This is a genomic window from Brevibacillus sp. SKDU10, assembly GCF_001645205.1.
GTDB classification, from domain to species: domain Bacteria; phylum Bacillota; class Bacilli; order Brevibacillales; family Brevibacillaceae; genus Brevibacillus_B; species Brevibacillus_B halotolerans.
In genome coordinates this window covers 1-22,844 of the sequence record NZ_LSSO01000154.1, presented here as the reverse complement: position 1 = coordinate 22,844, position 22,844 = coordinate 1, and the positions used below count along the sequence as shown (strand labels likewise).

Sequence of the window (22,844 nt, the reverse complement as noted above, 5' to 3'; positions counted from 1 at the left end):
CTACCATGCTAGGTGATCCATCAGATGGTGTTGTTCAGTTTTCTTCTACAGGCGGCGGTAGTTTTACTAATACACATGGTTATTCCAATCCCAAGGTCGATGAACTGCTCGCAAAAAGTGTAGGGACGCTTGATATTGAAAAACGCAAGGAAGCTTATAAGGAGCTTTATCAAGCATTAAGCGACGATCCCCCTTTTATTTTCCTGAATTATCGAAAAATTTTATCAGGACATAATGCACGAGTGGAAGGATTTGAACCAAACGGTTACACCGGGATAAGCTCAAGCCTACCTAATCTGAAAATTGTGGAATAAAACGCCCATCGAACATGCTCAGTTCCTATGCACTTGATAGGTAGGACTGAGCATATTCCTTCATCATTCATTCGTTATATCAAATGAAAGGTAACCCTTCCATCTATGTTTTAGCTAGGAGGCGCTCTCTCAATGAAAACCTACATGTTCAAAAGACTGATGATTATGATCCCGACCTTAATCGGCTCTTCTCTCTTAATCTTTTTTCTCTTTGCGCTGACTCCCGGTGACTATGTTGATACCAATCCTAAGCTAAGTCCAGAGAGAAAAATAGAACTAAAAGCATTATACGGTTTAGATAAGCCAATTATAGAGCGTTATTTTGTTTGGGCAGGCAATGTATTACGAGGAGATTTGGGATATTCCCTTCAATATCAGCAGCCTGTAACGACCATCTTAGGTCAATATATCTGGAGTTCTTTCTTAATTGCTATCACCTCCACCACATTAACCTGGATCATTGCCATCTCGATTGGTGTATTTTCTGCAAGCCGACAATATTCATGGTTTGATTCGCTTGTTACAATCGGTGTTTTTGCGGCCATGGCCTTGCCAGCGTTTTTCGTAGGCTTGCTAGCGATTAAAATTTTTGCGGTTGACCTTAAAATACTGCCACCAGGAGGAATCCTGACAACTGGGAGCAATGCTACAGGTCTAGACTATGTTATTGAAGTTATGAAGCACATGATTTTGCCTGTCACAGTATTAACCATGTTAAGTGTCGGTTCCCTCACTCGCTATTTTCGTACCAATATATTAGAAGTGATTCGTCAGGACTTTATTCGAACAGCTCGCGCTAAAGGACTGAAGGAAAAAGTAATTACCTATAAGCATGCTCTGCGCAATGCTTTGCTACCAGCGATTACTCTGCTTGGGTTTGAATTGCCTGCTCTGTTTGGAGGAGCAATTATTACCGAGAAAATTTTTAACTGGCCCGGAGTAGGTCAGGTGTATATGCAAGCGTTATCACTTAGGGATTATCCCCTACTAATGGGATTTACCATGTTCATTGCATTACTTACCGTTGTCAGTAATTTGCTGGCTGATTTGTTATACGGTGTTGTCGACCCACGGGTGAGATTGAAATAGGAGGGGCACACATGAACGCGATTGGTAAAAATAACATAGAGACTGGCATTAATACGGCCTCCTCTTATTCAAAATCCTCACTATGGGGACAATCCTTTAGGAAATTACAAAAGAACAAAATAGCGGTTATCGGTCTCTGTTTTCTTGTTGTCATCTTTCTCTTTTGTTTTCTGGGACCACTGCTTTCCCCTTATACATTAGGAAAAATTAATGCTACAATGATCAACAAACCGCCAAGTATGTCTCATTGGCTTGGAACAGATGGTCTGGGGCGTGATATTTTAACTCGTCTGATGCAAGCTGGTCGAATCTCTTTGACTGTGGGGCTTGCTTCCATGGTTCTTTCTGTCTTTCTTGGAACCTTGCTTGGTGTTTTAGCTGGATATTTTCGCGGATGGGTCGACGCACTTATCATGCGTGCTTCGGATATCCTGATGACAATCCCTGAATTACCGATGCTGTTTATCCTAGCGGCTGTATTATCTGAGTGGAAGGTTCCTTCTAGTTACCGCCTATATATTGTCATGATTATGCTTAGCTTCGTAGGCTGGGCAGGTTTGGCCCGTCTGGTTCGTAGCCAGATTTTGAGTCTGCGCGAGCAAGAATATATTCAAGCAGCTAAGGTTCTAGGTCTTCGCAGTAGTCGAATTTTATTTCGCCATCTGCTTCCCAATATTTTACCTTTGCTGATTGTTGTAGCAACCTTACGCGTTGGGGGAGCAATCCTGAGCGAATCAACACTTAGTTATTTTGGACTTGGCGTAGTCCCCCCTACCGCAACCTGGGGTAACATGATTGATTCCGCTAACACTCTCATTGATTTTCAAAAAAGACCGTGGCTCTGGATTCCGCCTGGCTTAGCCATTTTTGTAACAGTCATCTCCATTAATCTATTAGGAGATGGATTGCGGGATGCGCTAGACCCGAAAATGAAAAAGTAGGTGGACGACTTATGAATCATTCTAATAAACAGCCTTTTTCCTTACATTCAATTGAACATCGTGATGAGCTAGGTCCTATTTCTGGAACCGAAAAAATACATGTACACACTGAGGAGCCACCAGAGACAGTCTTGGATATCAAACATCTCTCCACCTATTTTTATACGGATGAAGGGATTGTAAAAGCCGTCGATGATGTAAGCTTTCAAATCAATGCGGGGCAAATCGTCTGTATTGTAGGTGAATCGGGATGTGGCAAGAGTGTTACAGCGATGTCTCTTATGGGGCTTATCACTGGGCCCATGGGTAAAATCGTCAATGGGGAGATCTGGTTTGATCATAGAGACCTTTTGAAGATCAATTCTTCGGACATGCAACAATTACGCGGAAATGAATTAGCAATGATTTTTCAGGAACCGATGACTTCTTTAAATCCTGTATTATCTATCGGTGAACAAATCATGGAACCCTTAATCGAACACCTTCACATAAACAAAAAAACTGCATTTGAAAAAGCAATCGAGTTAATCTCCCTAGTAGGAATTGCCCGCGCAGAGGAGATTGCTCGTTCCTATCCTCATCAATTAAGCGGCGGGATGCTGCAAAGAATCATGATTGCCATTGCTCTTAGCTGCAACCCGCGTTTATTGATCGCTGACGAGCCTACTACGGCACTTGATGTAACAATTCAAGCCCAAATTTTAGACTTATTGCGAAAAATTAAGCAACAATCAAACACCGCTATTCTTCTGATTACACATGATTTAGGTGTCGTTGCAGAAATGGCTGATTATGTCATCGTTATGTATGCAGGTAAAGTGATAGAAGAAGGGCCTGTTATTGATTTGTTTCTCCAGCCAAAGCACCCTTATACACAGGGATTATTACGTTCCAAGCCAGTGATGAACCAACGAACCACTCGGCTCTATTCCATACCGGGCCAGGTTCCCAATCCGATTGGGTTAGGTGATTTCTGCTACTTTGCAGAACGCTGTGAGCATCGTAAACCACAATGTGTAACGAAACAGCCCCACCTATCCCCAGTATCCGATGAACAAAAAGTAGCCTGCTGGTTGTATGAGGAGGAGCACGCATGAGTGAGCTATTACTTGATGTACAGCATCTAAAAAAATATTTTCCTCTAGGGGACGGTTCCTTTCCGGCTGGCAGAGGGCAGATAAAAGCAGTTGATGACCTCTCCTTTACGATCAGTAAGGGAGAAACCTTCGGACTGGTTGGTGAATCAGGCAGTGGAAAAAGTACGGCAGGACGCACAATCCTGAGAATGATTGAGAAGACTTCAGGAGATGTCTTTTACAAAGGCATTGACCTATCTACACTCTCACCTAAAGAGCTACGAAGGATGCGCCCTTCCATGCAATTTATTTTTCAGGACCCATACAGCTCTCTTAATCCTCGTATACGGATTGGAGATGCTATCGGAGAAGCACTCCTTGATCATGGGTTGGTAGCCAAGCGTGATCTACGTGAACGCATTCAGCAGGTAATGGATCTGTGCGGTCTTGCCCCTTATCATTATGATCGATTTCCGCATGAATTTTCTGGTGGTCAGCGACAACGTATCGGCATTGCTCGGGCTATTATTTTACAGCCTGATTTCATCGTTGCAGATGAACCTGTATCAGCACTTGATGTTTCCATTCAAGCCCAAATAATCAATTTATTTCAGGATTTACAGGAAAAGCATTCCCTTACCTATCTCTTTATTTCACATGATTTAAGCGTGGTAGAACACCTTTGCACCACGATTGGAGTGATGTACTTAGGCTCCTTTATGGAGGTGGCACCGCGAGATGAATTATTTGCACATCCCCAGCATCCTTATACTCAGGCACTTCTATCTGCTGTGCCTATTCCGGATCCGACGGTTCGACGAGAAAGAATCGTGTTAAAGGGCGAAATTCCAAGTCCAGCTAATCCTCCATCTGGCTGCAAATTTCATACTAGATGTCCATATGCAACGGCATTGTGCCTGGAGCAAGCTCCCCTTTATCGGGAAATCGGGACCAATCATTATGTCGCGTGTCATTTTGTTTAATGATTCTAAAAGCCTAAATCTGTCCTAGGTTACCTGAAAAAAAAGCAGGCCTGATTTCATCCTCCTTGAAATCAGGCCTGCTGGCACTAGCTCAGTTCAGAGTATATTGTTCATTACATGTTAAAAACCAAAATTTCCTAGAAATGAACCAGCTTACAATCGGTATTGAGAGTTGAGTGGATATTTTCGCGTGCAATATTGAGGCAGCTCATCTCCTCTTTTTTGTTTTATGTTGCATCAGGCATGAGAAAGAGTTTGCTGTGTTATAATTCGCCCGCTCTCCATTTTAACCACCTGATCAGCAAGGTCAAAGTAACGATCGTCATGAGTAATCGCAATTACACATTTTCCTTGTTTTTTCATTTCTGGTAACAAGGATTCATAAAAGAACTGCCGATACTCTGGATCTTGATCCGCTGCCCACTCATCGAAGAGAAGTATCGGTCTGTCTTTTATCTGACTTAGCATCAAGGCAAGACGCTTTCGTTGACCTGTAGACAGCTTGGTCGTGCTAAACATCCCGGTTTGATCCACTTCTACTTTGTCAGCTATACGAAGCACCTCTAAATACTTCCGTATCTCGTCTTGTTTGGCTTGGTAATCAACACCGTACATTTTCTCGAACAGATAGAAATCACTGAAGATAACTGAGAAAAATTCACAACGTTGATCGGCATTCACTTTTTGCCCGTTTATGAAAAACTCGCCATCATCCTGCTCATACAATCCTGTAATCAGTTTGGCAAATGTAGATTTTCCACTCCCATTCCCACCTACAATGAAGACGATTTCTCCTTTGCGACAGGAAAAATCGAGTGGTCCCACTGAAAACTCCTCACCTTCCTTGTTTTTGTACCGGAACTGCACCTGATCAGAGATAAATGTCTCAAAATCTTGGACAGCAAGACCAGCTATATCTACATCATCCCTTCTCTTTTCCGAAGATAACGAGTCTAGCAAGGCATGTAACCGTTCCCAGCTAATCTTAATACGGATCAGCTCAGGTACCGCATTTAATATGCCGTGAACCGGCCCCGTCATATACAGGAAGACAAACACGTAGCTTACCAGCATATGCTTTGGGATCATCGGGAAGAAAATGGGGAACAAAAAGGTAACGGTCCCGATTACCACTACAAACAGCAATTCTCCCACTAAATACACATTTACAAACTTGAATTGACCAATAGATCGCTTGTGTCGATATTCATAACAGCTTCTATCCATGTGTTCTTCAAATTCCCTGCTTTGTGCGCGAGTAAGATATAGCTCCTTAAAGCCCCCTATCATATCGTTAATATACGAGAAAAACACATTTTGGATGTCTCTGGTTTCCTCCCATACCTTGTTTGCCGAGCGGCCTGCCAGTGTATATAAGCCGGCCGCTATTATTATGACAGCCAGACAAAACAAGAATCCGTATAGGCTCATTGCAGCTAGATAAATAAAGCAAAATACCAGTGTAACCGTACTGCTCAGCGCTATAACGACAATATTAGAAATCGTACTGATGGTTTCCGTATCGTTGTTTAAACTCGCATAGATCTGCCCGCTCTCAATCCGTTCATATTTTCGATAGGGAGTCCTGAAAATTCTGTGAACTAGTTCCATTCTTTTTTCATATACCACCTGATTCGTTATAACAATAAGACGACTGCGAATCATTTTCTCCCCAACAATATATAGCAAGATGCCTAACAGAAAATACAAAAAGACAGAAACGTGAAACGTATTAATGGAAGTGAGCGCTATATTGATCATGAAAATAATCATCGCATTTCCAAATCCGCTGACAAGCCCCTGTATGACGATAGGGGTTAGGGAGGTTTCCTTGGATTTCGGAAATAAACGGATCATGGTTAGGTAGACGGTAAACAAAATGACTGATGCTAGCAAGGCGTACATTGCGTAAAAAATGGTTATCGGAAGCCAAACCTCAATAAACTGCCACGGTAAACCGAAGAAAAACACATCTGGCAAAAAGTATAAAGCGGCTGACAAAACACCGCATGTTATCACAAAAGCAAACAAAGATGTCAGACAGATGCGCCCGGGATTTGAGGCAAGTTTACGATCACCTCTAAGGATCTGTACCATGATCTGACCAATTGCAACAGTAAGTACCGCCACAAGGACACTAAGGATCACGAGTGTAATGCTTGCGAATCGATCTGCTTGTAGATTGGTGTCATCCACTACTTCTGGTACTTCTTTTCCTTGCAAGAGCTTGACGGCTCCCTCCGCAATAACGGACACATTCATCGAGTCAATATTCGTCAAAACGATGGCTCCCAGCTTTTCCTCTGGACGAAACACCATGTATGAGGAGAACGTAGGATTGTTGCCACCATGTGCAATCTGTCCACCGCCATTTTGAAAAATCATCCAGCCTGAGGCATACGAGGAACCGTTTGCCGCAGGAGCTACAGATCGATCTGGCAGATGGGAGGCACGTATTATCTCAGCAGGAAACCCAGGAGCTTCCAACCCTAATTGAATATGTAGCCAACGCTCCATATCGTTTAGACTTGATACCACGTAAGCCGCTGGTGTGTTACCACGATAATCCGGTGCATCATACACTCGTGGGGAAAAGAAACCGATTTTGTGCCCTCTTGCCATTTGCTCAGTCGGTGCCTGTGCCTTCATAAAGGTGTTGGTTAGGCCCAATTGAGTAATAATTTGCTGTTGCACATACTGTTCATAGGATTGTCCGGTAACTTTTTCAACAATATAGCCTAGAATATCGTAGTTAACCGTTGCATATTCAAACTCTGTTCCTGGCATGCGGGCTAATTCCCTGTTATTGAGCGCACGTACGTTTTCTTCAATGGCCCGCTCACTGGATGAAATGGGGATAAAACCAATGCTTTCAAACGGAAAACCACTGGTATGATATAGCAGATGCTTAATCAGGATCGTTTCCTGCTGTCCTTTATATGTAGCTGAAAACCAAGGTATGATGGACTGAACAGAATCGTCTAGCGAAAGACGTTTTTGCTCGATAAGCTGTTGGACGGCTAGTGCCGTAAATGCTTTTGTGTTCGAGTTAATTTCAAATAGTGTGTCAGCAGTTACGGGGGTTTGCTTTTGAATGTCAGTAACTCCAAATGATTGTTTGTAAATCGTTTTCCCCTCTTTGACGACAACAATGGCTGCACCCGGAATTTTCTCCGACTCCATCGTTTTTTTGACCAGTTGTTCGATCGCCGCAGTGGCTTCCCCGCTTGCCATTTCGGCATACACGGTGGTGCTAATTTGAAGTACGAGGATCAGGCACATTAGCATAACGAATCGTGCTCGTTTCACTACATCTTTCATTAGAGGCAGAATTATCCTCTCCTTTTTTAGAAACTGTGTCTATTTCAGAGAAAGCAGGCAACCAGCCCTTCTACGCTGGCTGCCCCTTTTATACTTCAATTACACAGGTGAATGATGATAGAAGGAAGTAATCTTTTTTGTACTTTCTTGCCATTGACCAACAATTTCTTCCCATTCTGCTTGTGTTGGCAGGGTAAGATCGGCTATTGTTATCTGTTCATTTTCCGCTATTTGGCGCAAAAGATGAACAAAGCTCGCCGCAATGCGCTTCGCGGTATCCGTAGCGTACAGCTTAGTTGCGTACACTAAGGAAAATTCCAATCCATCTGGTCTTTCTTCCGCAATCATTGATAGATCGAATTTGGCGACAGGCTGATCAACCGGATACACCGAAATCGTAAGTCCGTTCAACTGTAGCTGGGGAGTTTCAAAATTGTTCAGGGTAAACATTGTGTCAAACAAAGGATTACGGCTCAGATCAAGCTCAGGGTATATCTTATCGACTAGACTTTGGAATTGATAATCCTGATTATCGAATGCCTCCAGAACATTTTTCCTTACCTCTTCTAAAAAGGCCATGAATGTCTGAGAATCATCCACTTTTTGACGCAACACCAGTGTATTGATAAACGAACCTACCACATGTTCCAAGTCAGTATGAGGTCTTCCTGCGACCGATGTACCCACGCTAATATCTGATTGACCGGCAAGTTTGGAGAGCAGAATGTGATAAGCTGCCAATAAAGTCATAAACATGGTTGAATTCGACTTCTCCGTGATTGTGCGGAAGGCACTCCACACCTGCTCATCAGCATGAAAGACAATCTGCGCCCCATCAAAAGACTGGATAGGCGGTCTTGGGTAATCCGGCGGAATGTTCAAAATAGGAACTTCACCCTCAAACTTGTTCAACCAGTATGTCTCTTGTTTTTTTACAGCCTCAGTTTGTAGCATCTTGTTTTGCCAAACGGTAAAATCCTTGTACTGAACAGGCAACCCCGGCAACTCTGCACCATGATATAGCTGCATGAAATCACGCAGGATGATACTAATTGACAGTCCATCAGAAATGATGTGATGCATATCAAACAGGAACAGATGAACATCCGGTGCAATCTTAATTAGACCTGCCCGAGCAAGCGGAGCCTGCGCAAGATCAAATGGACGAATAAACAACTGCGCCGCTTCGCTTGCTTGCTCCTCCTCCATTTCTAAATAGGTGACATCTAGCTCTACTGTGTCTGCGATGCGTTGAACGAGTTCTCCATTTACATATTCGAAAGAGGTTCGCAGGGATTCATGGCGATCTACAAGCTTTTGCAAAGCTGTAGCAAATAGCTCTTTATTCAAATGTCCTTCGATTTTTAACACGCTTGGCATGTTATAGGCTGTCTCAGCTCCCTCTATTTCCCGTAGCAAATACATCATTTTCTGAGTCTCTGATGTAGGATAGTACTCCTGTTTTGCAACTGGCTCAATAGCTTTATAGCTCTCTTCCTCGGTTCCTATAATCAGCTTCGCTAGCTTACCGATGCTGTCATTCTGGAAGAAGATATCGAGCGGAATCACCTTTTGGAATGTCTTGTGAATCCGTGCCAACAGCATGATTGCGCTTAGAGAATTGCCGCCTATGCTGAAAAATGGATCATTCACTCCGATTTTCTCGATTTTCAATAGACTTTTCCAAAGGTCTGCTACTATTAATTCTGTGTCACTTGTTGGCTCTTCAAAAACCCCTAGCTGTTCGCTCTCTCCATTAGGTTCAGGTAACGCTTTGAAATCAATTTTTCCATTCACTGTGACCGGAATCTTGTCTAGAGATACGAAGTGGGAAGGAATCATGTACACAGGTAATGATAGCGACAAATAATCGACTAGCTCATTTGTTTTCCATGTACGGTCGGACACGATATAGGCGCACAAATATTGGTGCCCTTCGCCATCTTCTCGTGCTATGACGACTGCTTGGTCAATCTCTTCATGCTGTTGCAGGTATGCCTCGATTTCACCGATTTCAATCCGATGTCCCCTGATTTTTACCTGATTGTCAATCCGACCTACATATTCAATGACACCACCAGGTAGCCAGCGTCCCGTATCTCCTGTACGGTACATTTTCTCTTCCCGGATAAACGGGTTTGCAACAAACCGCTCGTTAGTCAGTTCTGGCCTGTTGAGATATCCTCTGGCAACACCCTTTCCTGCGATAAAGATTTCTCCTGTTACCCCAGGCGGAAGAAGATTCGCGTGCTTGTCAAGAATGTAAATCTGCTGATTTGCAAGTGGAGCCCCAATCGGTACGGATGTCTTTTCATCCAAGTGATCCGGATTTACATGGTAGTAAGTAGAGTCGACGGTGCACTCCGTGGGTCCGTATACATTCGTTATTGCAAAGGATTCGCCCGCGAATTTGGTATACAGCCCTTTGACAACACTTTCTCGTAACGGCTCTCCGCCAACAACAAAGTGCTTAACCGTAAGCTTACGTTCAATTTCAGACACGGCATTCAGCAGCATCGCCAGATGAGTTGGTGTACCATCAGCCATATCAATCTGGTTCTCTCTGTAAAAACGAAGCAGTCCTTCTCCGTCTACGCGAATATGCTCCGGCACGATGTACAAGGTATGACCAAGCAACAACGCTCCGTAGATCGGCTTTACAGACATGTCGAAGATAAACGGAGCTATCTGCGCTATGTGCAAGCAACGATCGTATGCGTTGTGCACAATATCATGTAAACTCATGACAAAATTTGTTACATTTCGATGTTCAACCATGACCCCTTTTGGTTTACCTGTCGAGCCAGAGGTATAGATGATATAAGCGAGATCCTCAGGTTTAGCTGTATCCGGCAAGTTTGTGGCATCCCCATGATATAAATGGGGATCATCCAACAGGATCGTCTCGTATTCGCTGAGGGAAGCCTTTGTGGTGGAAGATAGCGCAAGCAAAATTTTGGCTCCACTGTCCTCCAGCATGTAGCGGACCCTTTCCTCTGCAAACGTGTGGGAAATGGGCAAGTAAGCTCCTCCCGCTTTTAGTACAGCTAGCATGGCAATAATCATTTCTATAGAAGGCTCTGTCATGACCGCAACCAAATCATTGCTCTGCATCCCGCGTTCGCGTAGATTCCGCGCAACTTGATTTGCTTTTTCATTGAGTTGCTTGTAAGTAAGCTCGCTCCCTTGAAAAACAACTGCGCTACGCTCAGAATGTTCACGTACCATTTTTTCGAACATTCTGTGCATCACTACATCAGTCGGATAGTCCGCTTTATTTTGATTCCAAGTACTAAGCAACAGATGCTTTTCCTTGTCGGCAAGAATTTGCTCCTTAGCGATTACGGCATTTGGTTCGTCGGCGATCAGTTGCAGGATGCGAAGATAATAAGCTAGCAGGCGTTGCACATCTACGCTATCTAACACCGCTTCACTGTAGGCTATCTGAATTTCTGACTGTCGGCGGATATAAAACTCAAACACGCGATGATCGACAATGTGCTCCTTCAATTGCCATTCTTTCTCCTTCAGCGCGATTTGATCCTTGCCCTCTAACTGATCGAAAACATGGAAATCTATATAGCTAAAGGTAGAATCAAAAAATTCACTGCCAGCATTTATATCTGAGGCCATTTTCGTAATCTCAAACAAGGGGAGACGTCCATACAGCTTCAGATCGATCATTTTTTGATTCATCTGTGTAAGCAAGTCTATCCATGTCATCTGTGTCTTTAGCTTGACTCTTACTGGTACAGTATTTAAGAAACAACCAAGGATTTGATCCGCCTTCTCACACTGTGGTCGATTGTGCTCCACCAAGCCCACCGCAATGTCATTCTCGTAGGATAGCATGTGAAGCATCATGCTATAGGCTGTAAAGCAGACCGTTTTCAGATTGGTCTGATTCGCCGTAGCAATACGCTCCAACCGCGTTACCAAATCAGGATCAAGTGGATGGATGAGCTGATGCATACGATTTGTTTCGACTGTGTTCAGCTTTTTTGGAAAACGGAAAAGCTGCATGTCGTTTAGTTCATTTTGCCAATAATCACGTATTTCTGGACTGTTTTTGACAATCATCTGGTCGAGAATAAATGCCTCGTAGTCATGTGGTAGCCATTCAGGAAGATAGCTGTCATCTACCCTTAGCTTCGCATAGGTATTAGAGAGCTCCGTGATAAAGGATGCCACACTCCATCCATCCAAAATCGCATGGTGGAAAATCATGCACAGAATATGCTCTTCGTTGCTGACCGTAAAAATTCTCAATTTCCACAGTGGTTTGTCTAAAGCGAATGGTACCTTGCGATCTTCAGACAAATAATGATTGATAGCCGTTTCTTGATCTTGCTCATTAGTTATGTCCATATGTTGCAAATCAAGTTGGAACGCTTCTTGCTTGTGAACGATTTGAATCGGCTCAGGAAAATCCTGTAGGTTAAAGGTGGTCCGTAAAATCGAATGTTTTTTCACAAGTAACGAAACTGCTTTTTGAAGCAGGTCGAGATTAAATTCACCATCTTTAAAAGGATACAGCATTTGATCATGATAGACTGCCTTTTCAGCATTTTTTCCTGAGGCGTATAGCATTCCAAATTGGATATCACTCATCGGGCAGATGCTTTCAAAATCCTCCGGTAATTTCTCAGCCAATGGAAGCTTGTCCACTATTTCCGTCTGCCATTCCAAAAGCTTGGATTTGGCCGTATTCCACTGATCACTCCAAGCAGGTGTCCCGTTTTGGCGAATCAATTCGGACTGTTTTCGAATAGTAGGGAACTTATACAAATCCTGTACGCTTACTGCCGTTTCCAGTTGGCTATTTACCGCTGTTAATAACCGAAGCACCTTGATGGAATCTCCTCCAAGTGCAAAAAAGTCCTGAGTTACACCAATTCGCTGATTCTCCAGATCAAGCACCTGTTGCCAGATGTTCTCCAGCTTTTCCTCCGTCTCATTTTCAGGAGGGATAATAGGAACATCGCTCTCCAGCTCCCAATCGATCTGCAATAACGCGTTTCGATTCACCTTCCCGTTTACGGTTACTGGAATTTTTTCGATTTGTACAAAACGAGCCGGCATCATATATTCAGGAAGCTTTTGGCTGATGTGCTCGCGTAGCTGAGCTGTTGTTACTCTTTGCTGAGCGGTGAAGAAGGCATGCAACTGGTTTTGTGCATGGCGATCTTGAATCGCCAACACGACAACATCTGTTACAGCAGGGTGTTTCAGTAACATGTTTTCAACTTCACCCAGTTCAATCCGATGTCCACGAATTTTGACCTGCAAGTCCATTCGTCCCAGATACTCCATATCACCTGAAGGTAACAGCCGGACTAAATCTCCTGAGCGGTATAAACGTTCCTCAGGCTTATACGGATTCGGTACAAATCTGCTCGCAGTCAACTCTGGCTTATTCAAATAGCCACGTGCAACACCCTCGCCTCCCACATACAATTCTCCGGGCACACCGATTGGGACCAGCCGTTGCTTTTGATCCATAACGTAAGCTGTAAGCGTAGGGATCGGTTTGCCGATATTGCTTTCATTTCGTTTCATTTCTTCCCTTTGAATTTCCTTGTAGGTAACGTGCACCGTGGTTTCTGTAATTCCGTACATGTTAACTAATTTGACGTCAGGATACATCTCATGCCAGCTTGTCAGCATTTGCGGTTTCAGTGCTTCCCCGCCGAAAATCACGTAGCGAAGTGCATCCAGCCCTTTCACTTGATTCTTGCAAACAAAATGAATCAGGTTAGCAAATGCAGAAGGGGTCTGGTTGAGGACGGTTACCTTTTCTGACTGAAGGAAGCGGCTAAATTTTTCTGGATCGCGTACAGCTTCTTGGGATACCAGAACTAGCTTACCTCCATAAAGTAATGCCCCGTACATTTCCCACACGGCGAAGTCAAAGCTAAACGAATGGAATAGAGCCCACACATCATTATGGTCAAATTCAAATAGGCTCTGATCATTATGCAGAAGGCGAACGACATTTTTATGTTCGATCATTACGCCTTTTGGCTTCCCTGTTGAACCCGATGTATAAATGATGTAAGCAAGCTGTTCTGGGCTGTCAAATCCATTCAAATTGGAGGTATCATAATGTGCTATTGCCTCATCGGAAATAGTAACCAGTTGCCAGGAATCCGAGAGTGCTCCCGCAAGAGCAGGATGAGTAACGATAACTTCCGGCTTGCTGTCCAGAAGCAAATATGTAATTCTTTCCTGCGGATACTCTGGATTAACGGGTAAGTACGCACCCCCGGCTTTTAACACAGCCATAATGCTTACCACCATATCAACGGATCGATCCAGCATAATCCCCACTATACTTTCAGAACCGACACCCCTGCTTTGCAACAAACGTGCAACCTGATTAGCTCTCTCGTTTAGTTCACGGTAGGTTATTGTTTGTTCACCACTTACTACAGCGACCCGCTCTGGATGCCTAGCTACTTGCTCCTCGAATAGCCCATGGATTGTTTTCGTCGAAGGATAATCCGCTTGTGTACGGTTGAACTCGGTTAACAGCCTGTCTCTATCTGTTTGCGAAAGTAGCTCGATTCCATCCACCGCTGCATTCGGATTGTCTGCGATTTGTTGCAGGATGCGCAAGAAGTAGGTAGCAAGCTGATCTACGGTCTCCTCCTGATAGACAAGGGCATTGTATTGCAATTTTAATGTCGCCATCTCATCAGGAATTACTACTGCCATGAAATCAAATTCTGTCTGTTCAGAGATTTCAACGTCTTTAATGGAAAAACCGAGCTTCGTATCTTCCCCTGCCTGTGCGATAGCTTGATCTGCTGGGTAGTTTTCGAAGACAAAGATATGAGAAAATAAATCTTTTTTCAATTCAGATTTCTTCTGAATCTCACTGAGCGCGAGATAACTGTGAGGCTCACTTTCCAGAGCCGATCGTTGGACTGCGCGTAGTAGCTCTGCAATAGACTGATTCCATTCTGACTTTATCCGCTTTGGAATTGTATTGATAAACAAGCCCACCATATCTTCGATGCCCGACACCTCGGCTGGACGCCCCGATACAACCGTTCCAAATACAACGTCATCCACGTTATTCATTCTTTGTAACAGCAGTCCCCACGCCGTACTAAATACCGTGTTCAGTGTCACCTGTAGATGGTTGGCAAGCTCCTGTAGCTTTGCCGTATGAATGGTGTAAGACTTTTCGTTCATTTCTCGTTTTTTACCTTCTGAATCGCTGCGATAAACAGGCAGGATAGCTTGATGCTCGTAATCACCTAGGTATTCACTCCAAAAAGTCGCGGCCTGCTGTTGATCTTGTTCCTGAAGCCACTGAATGTAATCTGTATAAGCAGGAGGTGTATCATTCGGTAAAGGATGGCCATCACGCAGGGCAAGATAAATGCGGGCAAAATCGCGAAAAAGAATCCCAACGCACCAGCCATCCATCAGAATATGATGAAAGCTCCATACAATCGTATGAGCTTGTGGAGTATTTGTCAGAATAGCTACCCGCATAAGCACATCTTTGGAAAGGTCAAATTTTCTGTCGCGGTCTTGTTTTTTCCATGCCTCTATGCAGGCTATTTGCTCTGTCTCAGGCATCTGAGACAAATTCCTATGGATTACCTCAGCAGGTCGTTGTTGCAAAACGACCTGCAAAGGTTCCTCCACTTCCTCGTATATAAAGATGGTACGTAAAATATCATAACGTTCAACCAGTTTTTCCATACTTGCAGCAAATAGTGCCACATCTAGTTCGCCTACTACTGTCATTGTCATCTGCTCAACATACGCTTCTGAATCCTGATTCATTAAATAGTGTAGGAGCATTCCCTCTTGCATAGGAGCAAGAGGGGCAAGTTTGGTAATCTCTATGTTCTCATTCATCTGAAACCTCCGAATTTACAGTTTTCTTGAGAGCAAGTTTTGCAGCTTGGAAAGACCTTCGATCGACATTTTTGAATAGCCCAAATCTGATGGAGTGACAGTTGTTTCCTCTTTTTTCATGCAGTGCTCGATGATGCTTAGCACATTCTTTTTCAAGCTGGTCAGCAACTGTAACATCGTCTCCTCTTTATATTCCTTGCTGTTGTACGTAAGCGAAAGAGTAAACTGACCTCGTGCCACCATGCCGATAAACTCGAGTGAATGCTTTCTGTTATATGCTTTGCTGATCGCTTCTCCAGTGTAGTGAGGTGAGATTTGTACAAGATGCTCAGGCATGTCCTGATCGAATTGTCCCAAGTAGTTAAAGCTGATTGGCGAAGTGTAGTCAAGTGACTCGTCCTCGTTATCCTCTGATCCATATCTAAGAATTCCGTAGCCAATCCCGTTTTTTGGAATTTGACGCAAACTCTGCTTAGCAAATTTGATCTGATATTCCAAATCCTCTGCCCGCTCTGCTGAAAGAAGCACCGGATATATGCTGGTAAACCAGCCTACTGTTCTGGAAATATCCATCTCAGGAAGAATATCTTCTCTGCCATGACCCTCTAGGTCAAGCAGAATTTTGTCCAATCCGGACCACTCTTTGATAGCCAGACCAAGCGCAGCAAGAAGCACATCATTTACCTGAGTGTTATAGGCCTGATGAATGTGACGCAGTAGCTGGTCTGTTTTTTCAGGATCAAGCGTAAAGGACTGCGTCTTGGTGTCTATTATTCTGTTCTGGTGAACGACCGCATCTACGGGAAGCGAAGAAACGGGCGTCTGTACCGTTTTTCTCCAATACGCATACTCTTTTTTAAGCCTCTGGTTTTTGTTATACGCTGTAATCTGCTCCGCCCATTGCTTAAAGGAATCTGTTTTCTTTGGAAGCTTAATTTCCTCTCCCTGTTGTATCTGCTGATACGCTTTGGCAAAATCCTCCAAAATAATTCTCCAGGAAACCCCGTCTACAACTAAGTGATGAATGACGAGAAGCAAATGGTCACCGTCCACACTTTTGAACAACCCTACTTTAACCAAAGGCCCTGTTTGCAGCTCGATACTGCTTTGCAATCTATTCGCATGTTCCTCAACTTTTTGTGCAAAGTCAGGATCATCAGCAAGTTCAACAACATGAAACGTAAAGAGCTCCTCCTCCATGCCACGGTTATACGGGATTACCCGATTCTCCTCGAAGGTAAATACCATACGTAACGCATCGTGATGTTGCAGTAACGCTACAAGAACCTCTTCTACCATTCTCGGATCAAAGCCCTCTTTCCGATACAGCATGATAGCGTGATTATAATGATGAACATCGTTTCGTTCACCAGCAAAGAACCAGTGCTGAATGGGAGTCAGCGGAGCTTGTCCCGTCACGATTCCTTGTTCGCTTTTTTCACTCTTCTGTTTAATAAGTGGAGCTAATTCTGCAATTGTTTTTCGTTGAAAGAGATCCTTCACATCTAGGTGAAGCTGTCTTTCCTTTAGACGAGCGTTCATCTGAATCGCCTTAATGGAATCTCCTCCCAAAGCAAAAAAGCTATCATGAACACCAATCGTTTCAACTCCAAGCACTTGTCTCCAAATATCAGCGAGAATTTCTTCTTTTTCGGTGCGAGGTACTACCAAATTTGTGTCCGAAGATAAATGGGTATGCGGTTCCGGCAGCTTTCGTTTATCCACCTTACCATTTACTGTAAGCGGCAGCTTGTCCATCCGCACGATGTATGCCGGAACCAAATAATCCGCAGCGTTTTGCAGTAAATGCTGTTTGATCTGAGCCGGAGCTACTTCGGAATCAGGTACATAGTAGGCGCAAAGCTCATTGTGTCGCTGAGCACTTGTTCTGACGACCACAACAGCATCGGAAATATTCGGATGTTCCAACAGTTTGGCTTCAACATCCGCCAGTTCTACACGGTGACCCCTGATTTTGACTTGTCCATCTGTTCGACCGATGTATGCGAGATTTCCGTCAGGCAACCGCCGTGCCAAATCGCCTGTCTTATACATCCGTGCTTCTGGAATATACGGATTAGACAGAAAACGCTCGGCTGTCAGGTCAGCTCGGTTATAGTATCCTCGGGCTACTCCTTCGCCCGATATATACATCTCCCCGATACTTCCTACGGGAACGGGCTGGAGATATGGATCGAGTAAGTAAATCTGCACGTTATCGGCAGGCACTCCAATTGGGACAGAGCCTTTGCTATCTCTCTCTTGATTGAACACATAAATCATGCAGCCAACGACTGTTTCGGTTGGCCCGTATTCGTTGTAAATTTTCACCCCGCCGTTAAACCGCTGAACTGTTTTAGTTGCCAGCTCTGCTTTTAAATCCTCCCCGCCTACAATTAATTTTTTTATGCTAGAACGTGAGCAGTCTAATCCCTCTAGCGTATGCAGATGAGAAGGAGTCAATTTCACGATGTCCACCTGATTGTCCTCTACTATCTTGCGGATAACCGTTGCTTTGTTCTCTTCCGAGTAAATGACGATTCTGTTTCCGGAAACCAGTGGGGTATAAATCGAAGTAACGGTCAAATCGAAGGCCGGAGATGAGTACAAGGCAAAATCGAGCTGTTCTCCTTCGAGGTATACCTTTTCTGCCCAGCAAATATAATTGGTCAGACCTTGATGTGTAATCATGGTTCCTTTAGGTTTCCCGGTCGTCCCTGAAGTGTAAATAAGATAGGCGAGATGATCTGAATCCGCCGATTTTTCCAGATTCGATGGGTCCCCCTCATAGAGGGCTGAGTCATCAGCCATAATCAAACGTCCTGAAAAGTCGGTCAAATTCGCCAAATTGGCTTGGGTAATGATGAGCTGTGCCTGACTATCTTCCAGCAAATAATTGATTTGCTCTCGTGGATATTGCGTATCCAGAGGTAGATATGCTCCCCCCGCTTTCATCACTGCCAGCATGGAAATAACCAATTCAAAGGAGTGGTCTAGCAAAATCCCTACCACTACCTCTTTTGTTACACCAGCTTGTTGGAGGACTCTTGCCAGTTGGTTAGCTCTGTCGTTTAGCTCGCGATACGTAAGCTCTTGATCATGATGTACCAAGGCTATGCGATCTGGCCCCTGCTCTACCTGACCCTCAAACAAAAAGCTTACAGTTTGGTTTCTTTGATATGGTATAGACGTTTGATTCCAGCGGTAGATGATTTCGTCCAGCTCTTCACCCGCAAGCATTTCAATTTCACATAGCTTTTGATGTGGTTTTTCTGCCGCTTCACGCAAAATAGTTAGGAAATGCTTGTACATACGTTCCACCGACTCACGTTTGAATAGCTCGGTGCAATATTCCATGGTGACAGACAAATCCTGATTCCACTCTGAGACAAACATCGTTATATCAAATTTAGCCACCTGAAAATCGAAATCATAAGGAGTTACGCCATACGTGCCCTTTTGCAATCGTTGATCATCTATGCTCTGCATGACAAGCATGGTATCAAACAACGGATTTCTGCTGAGATCTCGATTGATCTGTAGTTGGTCTACTAAGCTTTCGAACGGATAATCCTGATTTTCATAGGCTTGCAGTACACTTTCCTTTACTTCATTCAGAAAATCGTAGAAGGTTTTATTTCCTGTAGGTTCATTTTTTATCGCTAGTGTATTCACAAACATACCGATAACCTTTTGCAGTTCCAGATGATGTCGTCTGGACACAGGTGTTCCTACGATGATCCGCTCGTCTCCTGTGTATTTGACTAACAAGATATTATAAAGGGCCAGCATCACCATATAGGTTGTTGTTCCTGTTTCCTTGGCCAGCTTTTCAATTAATTGACGATCGGACTTGGAAATCTCAAACGAAATCCGATCACCTGCAAAGCTCTGCACTGCCATCCGCGGGTAATCTGTAGGCAACTGTAAAATCGGAATTTCGTCAGAATATTGCTTCAGCCAATAGTCCTCCTGTTTTTTCATGTCGCCTGATTGTAGAAAGCCTTCGTACCAAACAGCAAAATCTGTGAACTGAATGTCAGGAATCGCCATCTCTTCCTCATGGTACAAAGAGAATAAATCCTGCATGAGTATCTGAAGTGACAAGCCATCAGCAATGATGTGATGGATGTCAAAAACCAGAAGATCTTCTTCCGACTTAGTACGGAACAATCCAACTCTCATCAGCGGGGCCTTAAACAAATGAAACGGGCGAATAAACGATTGAATTTGTTGATTCCATTCGTTCTTCTCCGCTAGTTCAATTGTAAGTGGAATTTTCACGGCCGGATGAACCCGCTGAATCGGTAGACCGTCTCTGAAATCAAAGGATGTTCGCAGCATCTCGTGCCGTTCTGTCAATTTGACCAATGCTTGCTCCAATTTCTTTGCATCCAGTTTATCTTTGAGGACATAGGCACTCGGCAGATTATAGGTGATGCTACCGGCTTCCAATTCCTGAAGAAGATACAGCCTTCTTTGAGCTGGTGTAACAGGATAATGTGTCTTTTCATTCGATTTTTGAATAGACAGGCAGTTTCCGGTTTCTATAGCTTCAAGCTGCTTGGCGAATTCTTGTATTGTCGGTGCTTGGAAAATAACACTGATCGGAACCTTAATCTGAAGGTGTTGTTGAACCTGTCCTATCATCAGAGCTGCCTTAAGAGAGTGACCTCCTTTTTCAAAGAAATGATCGGTTACACCCAGCTTCGTATCGCCAAGCACCTCTTGCCAAATCTCCACGAGCTGTTCCTCTAATTGGGTTGCTGGCGGCGTATATTCCCTTGAGGTAAATGAATCGGCTGTTGGCTTTGGAAGTGCTTTTCGATCAAGCTTTCCATTCATAGTCAACGGTAACGCATCCATAATAATGAAGCAGACTGGAATCATGTAATCGGGTAAATGACGTGACAAATACTCACGTAGTTCCGTAACGTCGAACGGCTGCTCCTGAACATAATAGGCACACAGATTTTTCTCTCCGGTGTTATCAGTGAAGTCGATGACAGCGGCTTCTTTTATCTTGGAGAAGCTTAGAATTTTCGCCTCAATTTCACTTGGTTCTATTCGATATCCACGAATCTTCATTTGATTGTCAACTCGTGCAAGATACTCTATATGCCCATTCGGTAACCATTTCACTAAATCTCCCGTACGGTACATGCTTCCTGAACCAAATAGATTTGAAACAAACCTCTCTGCCGTAAGCTCCGGCTGATTCACGTATCCTTTAGCTAAGCCCGGACCAGCGATACATAACTCCCCAGAAACACCGATAGGTACAAGCTGGTCGTAGCGATCTACAACGTAATAGCTCACCCCTGGGATTGGTTTGCCAATATCCACCTTATCTGCTGTCGTCAGATCGCTTACAGACGCCCATACTGTCGCTTCCGTAGGCCCATACACATTGTAAATCTGAGCTTTAGACAGACCTTGTATCTGATGTAGCAACGTCTCAGATAAGAATTCTCCGCCGATCAAAATGGTTTTAATCTGCGAAAGAACCTCTTTGCATTGCTCGTTACTCAACAACAGGTTCATGCGAGACGGTGTTATTTGCAACAATTCTATCTGCTGCTCCATGATTAATTCACTCAATGCAAACGGGTCTGTCTGCTGTTGTTCATCAGCGATTACCACATGAAGACCTTTTGTTAGCGGTACGAGTGTCTCCAAAACAAAGATGTCAAATGAAATGGTTGTCAACGCCAAAATATTTCTGTTTTGTTCCAAAGGAATCGCTTCTGTAATTGCCTGTATAAAGTGAACGAATGCGCGCTGTTCAATCATGACCCCTTTTGGATTACCAGTTGAGCCGGATGTATAGATTACATACGCAAGGTCTTCGCCGCTTGCCTTTGAAACCACATTTTGCTCGCAAGTTTCTGATTGAACAGACATCATTTTCATATCAACAGCTTCGCATGGCAGCTCAAATCGCTCGATAATAGGTGCTTGTGATAGGACGAGAGTCGCATTGCTGTCCTCTAACATAAAGCTAATTCGTTGAGCTGGGAAAGCTGGATCAAGAGGAAGATAGCATCCCCCACTATGCAAAATACCCAGCAGACAGACGATCATATCCACCGAACGATCTGTCATTAGACCAACTACACTCCCCGGGCGGACGCCCTTTGCCTGTAGCATTGCCGCTACTTTCATCGCGCGTTGATGCAATTCTGCGTATGATACTTTTTCACCATTACATACAACTGCAGTTCTATCTGGCGTTTTTTGCGCCTGAAGCGTTAGTAACTGCTGAACGGTCATTCCATCGTGATTACTAGTATTGCCTTTGTACTGAGTCTTCTCTACCAATAGATGTCTTTCTGTTTCCGTCAGCATTTGAATCTTATAAATTGGCACGGACGGGTTGGTAACAATGCTTTTTAGGATTTGCACATAATGCGCACCCATTCGGTGAATGGTCTCCGGTTTAAAAAGCTTCAGCGCGTATTCTACGCTTACACGGAAACCTTCGTCCTGATCAGAAATCATCATTGTGATATCATATTTTGCTTTCGCAGCATCAATCGGATAAGGCGTAACAGCAATACCTGGGAGCTGTAATTCTTCTGTGTGAATGGTATGCATGATAAACATCGTATCAAACAACGGATTGCGGCTGATATCACGCTGTACGTTAACTTGTTCCACCAATTCTTCAAATGGATACTCCTGATGCTGTAATCCCGCGAGCACTTGGTCCCTGACTTCAGCAACAAACTGATGAAACGGCTTGTCTCCCTGTGGACGACTTCGCAGTGGCAACGAATTGACGAACATCCCTATCATTGTTTCCGTATCCTTGTGCAGTCTGCCCGCTACAGGAGAGCCAATGACGATATCCTCCTGCCCACTGTATTTAGACAGTAAAACATAATAGGCGGACAGCAGTAGGACATAGAGCGACACTCCTTGGCTTGTGGCCAATTCCTTCAAACCATTCTCTAAATCAGGAGGCAAATAAAACTCATGTACCTGTCCATCGTAGGACAATATGGGAGGACGCGAATAATCCGTCGGTAATTGAAGAACGGGTATTTCTCCAGAAAACGTTTGTAGCCAGTACGCTTCGTCCTGTTTTTTGATTTGAGAGCTCTCGTTTCCTTTTTGCCAAGCCGCATAATCCTTGTAATGAACACGCAGTTCAGGCAATGTTTGACCTTGATAAAGTGAACAGAATTCCCGGAGCATAAGATTGACTGACTCTCCGTCTGAGATGATATGGTGCATGTC

At 43.9% G+C, this 22,844-nt stretch carries 7 protein-coding genes and 1 pseudogene; 5 read left to right on the top strand and 3 right to left on the bottom strand.

Annotated features, from left to right (window positions below):
• The 5 genes and pseudogenes from AYJ08_RS12015 to AYJ08_RS11995 all read left to right on the top strand — a co-directional run.
• Window positions 1-314: pseudogene (locus tag AYJ08_RS12015) on the top strand (ABC transporter substrate-binding protein); the annotation flags it as partial.
• Between the two features lie 132 nt (window positions 315-446).
• Window positions 447-1,403, top strand: a complete 957-nt coding sequence (locus tag AYJ08_RS12010) for an ABC transporter permease (RefSeq protein WP_003337645.1) — start codon at window positions 447-449, stop codon at window positions 1,401-1,403.
• A gap of 11 nt (window positions 1,404-1,414) precedes the next feature.
• Window positions 1,415-2,344, top strand: coding sequence for an oligopeptide ABC transporter permease (opp4C, locus tag AYJ08_RS12005; RefSeq protein ID WP_064017920.1), 930 nt, complete (start codon window positions 1,415-1,417; stop codon window positions 2,342-2,344).
• A gap of 11 nt (window positions 2,345-2,355) precedes the next feature.
• Entirely contained in the window at window positions 2,356-3,441 is a 1,086-nt protein-coding gene (locus AYJ08_RS12000; RefSeq protein ID WP_197490643.1) for an ABC transporter ATP-binding protein, read from the top strand.
• On the top strand, window positions 3,438-4,403 hold the full coding sequence (locus tag AYJ08_RS11995; RefSeq protein WP_064017919.1) for an ABC transporter ATP-binding protein: 966 nt from the start codon (window positions 3,438-3,440) through the stop codon (window positions 4,401-4,403). The genes AYJ08_RS12000 and AYJ08_RS11995 overlap by 4 nt, the downstream gene beginning before the upstream one ends.
• 237 nt (window positions 4,404-4,640) lie before the next feature.
• Here AYJ08_RS11995 and AYJ08_RS11990 read toward each other — a convergent pair whose 3' ends face one another.
• The 3 genes from AYJ08_RS11990 to AYJ08_RS11980 form a co-directional block, all read right to left on the bottom strand.
• The gene (locus AYJ08_RS11990; protein WP_082890934.1) at window positions 4,641-7,724 is read right to left on the bottom strand and encodes a cyclic peptide export ABC transporter; all 3,084 of its coding nucleotides are present in this window, start codon (window positions 7,722-7,724) and stop codon (window positions 4,641-4,643) included.
• A gap of 99 nt (window positions 7,725-7,823) precedes the next feature.
• Entirely contained in the window at window positions 7,824-15,602 is a 7,779-nt protein-coding gene (locus tag AYJ08_RS11985; protein ID WP_064017918.1) for an amino acid adenylation domain-containing protein, read from the bottom strand.
• A 15-nt stretch (window positions 15,603-15,617) separates the two neighbouring features.
• Window positions 15,618-22,841 carry a non-ribosomal peptide synthetase gene (locus tag AYJ08_RS11980; RefSeq protein ID WP_255365462.1) on the bottom strand — a complete coding sequence of 2,408 codons (7,224 nt, stop codon included), beginning with the start codon at window positions 22,839-22,841 and terminating at the stop codon, window positions 15,618-15,620.
• Window positions 22,842-22,844: the final 3 nt, after the last annotated feature.

Bases quoted from the DNA above. Each gene is read 5' to 3' on its own strand.
- AYJ08_RS12010 (WP_003337645.1), top strand. From the start codon at position 447: ATGAAAACCTACATGTTCAAAAGACTGATGATTATGATCCCGACCTTA.
- AYJ08_RS12000 (WP_197490643.1), top strand. From the start codon at position 2,356: ATGAATCATTCTAATAAACAGCCTTTTTCCTTACATTCAATTGAACAT.
- AYJ08_RS11985 (WP_064017918.1), bottom strand. From the start codon at position 15,602: ATGAATGAGAACATAGAGATTACCAAACTTGCCCCTCTTGCTCCTATG.
- opp4C (WP_064017920.1), top strand. From the start codon at position 1,415: ATGAACGCGATTGGTAAAAATAACATAGAGACTGGCATTAATACGGCC.
- AYJ08_RS11995 (WP_064017919.1), top strand. From the start codon at position 3,438: ATGAGTGAGCTATTACTTGATGTACAGCATCTAAAAAAATATTTTCCT.
- AYJ08_RS11990 (WP_082890934.1), bottom strand. From the start codon at position 7,724: ATGAAAGATGTAGTGAAACGAGCACGATTCGTTATGCTAATGTGCCTG.
- AYJ08_RS11980 (WP_255365462.1), bottom strand. From the start codon at position 22,841: ATGCACCATATCATCTCAGACGGAGAGTCAGTCAATCTTATGCTCCGG.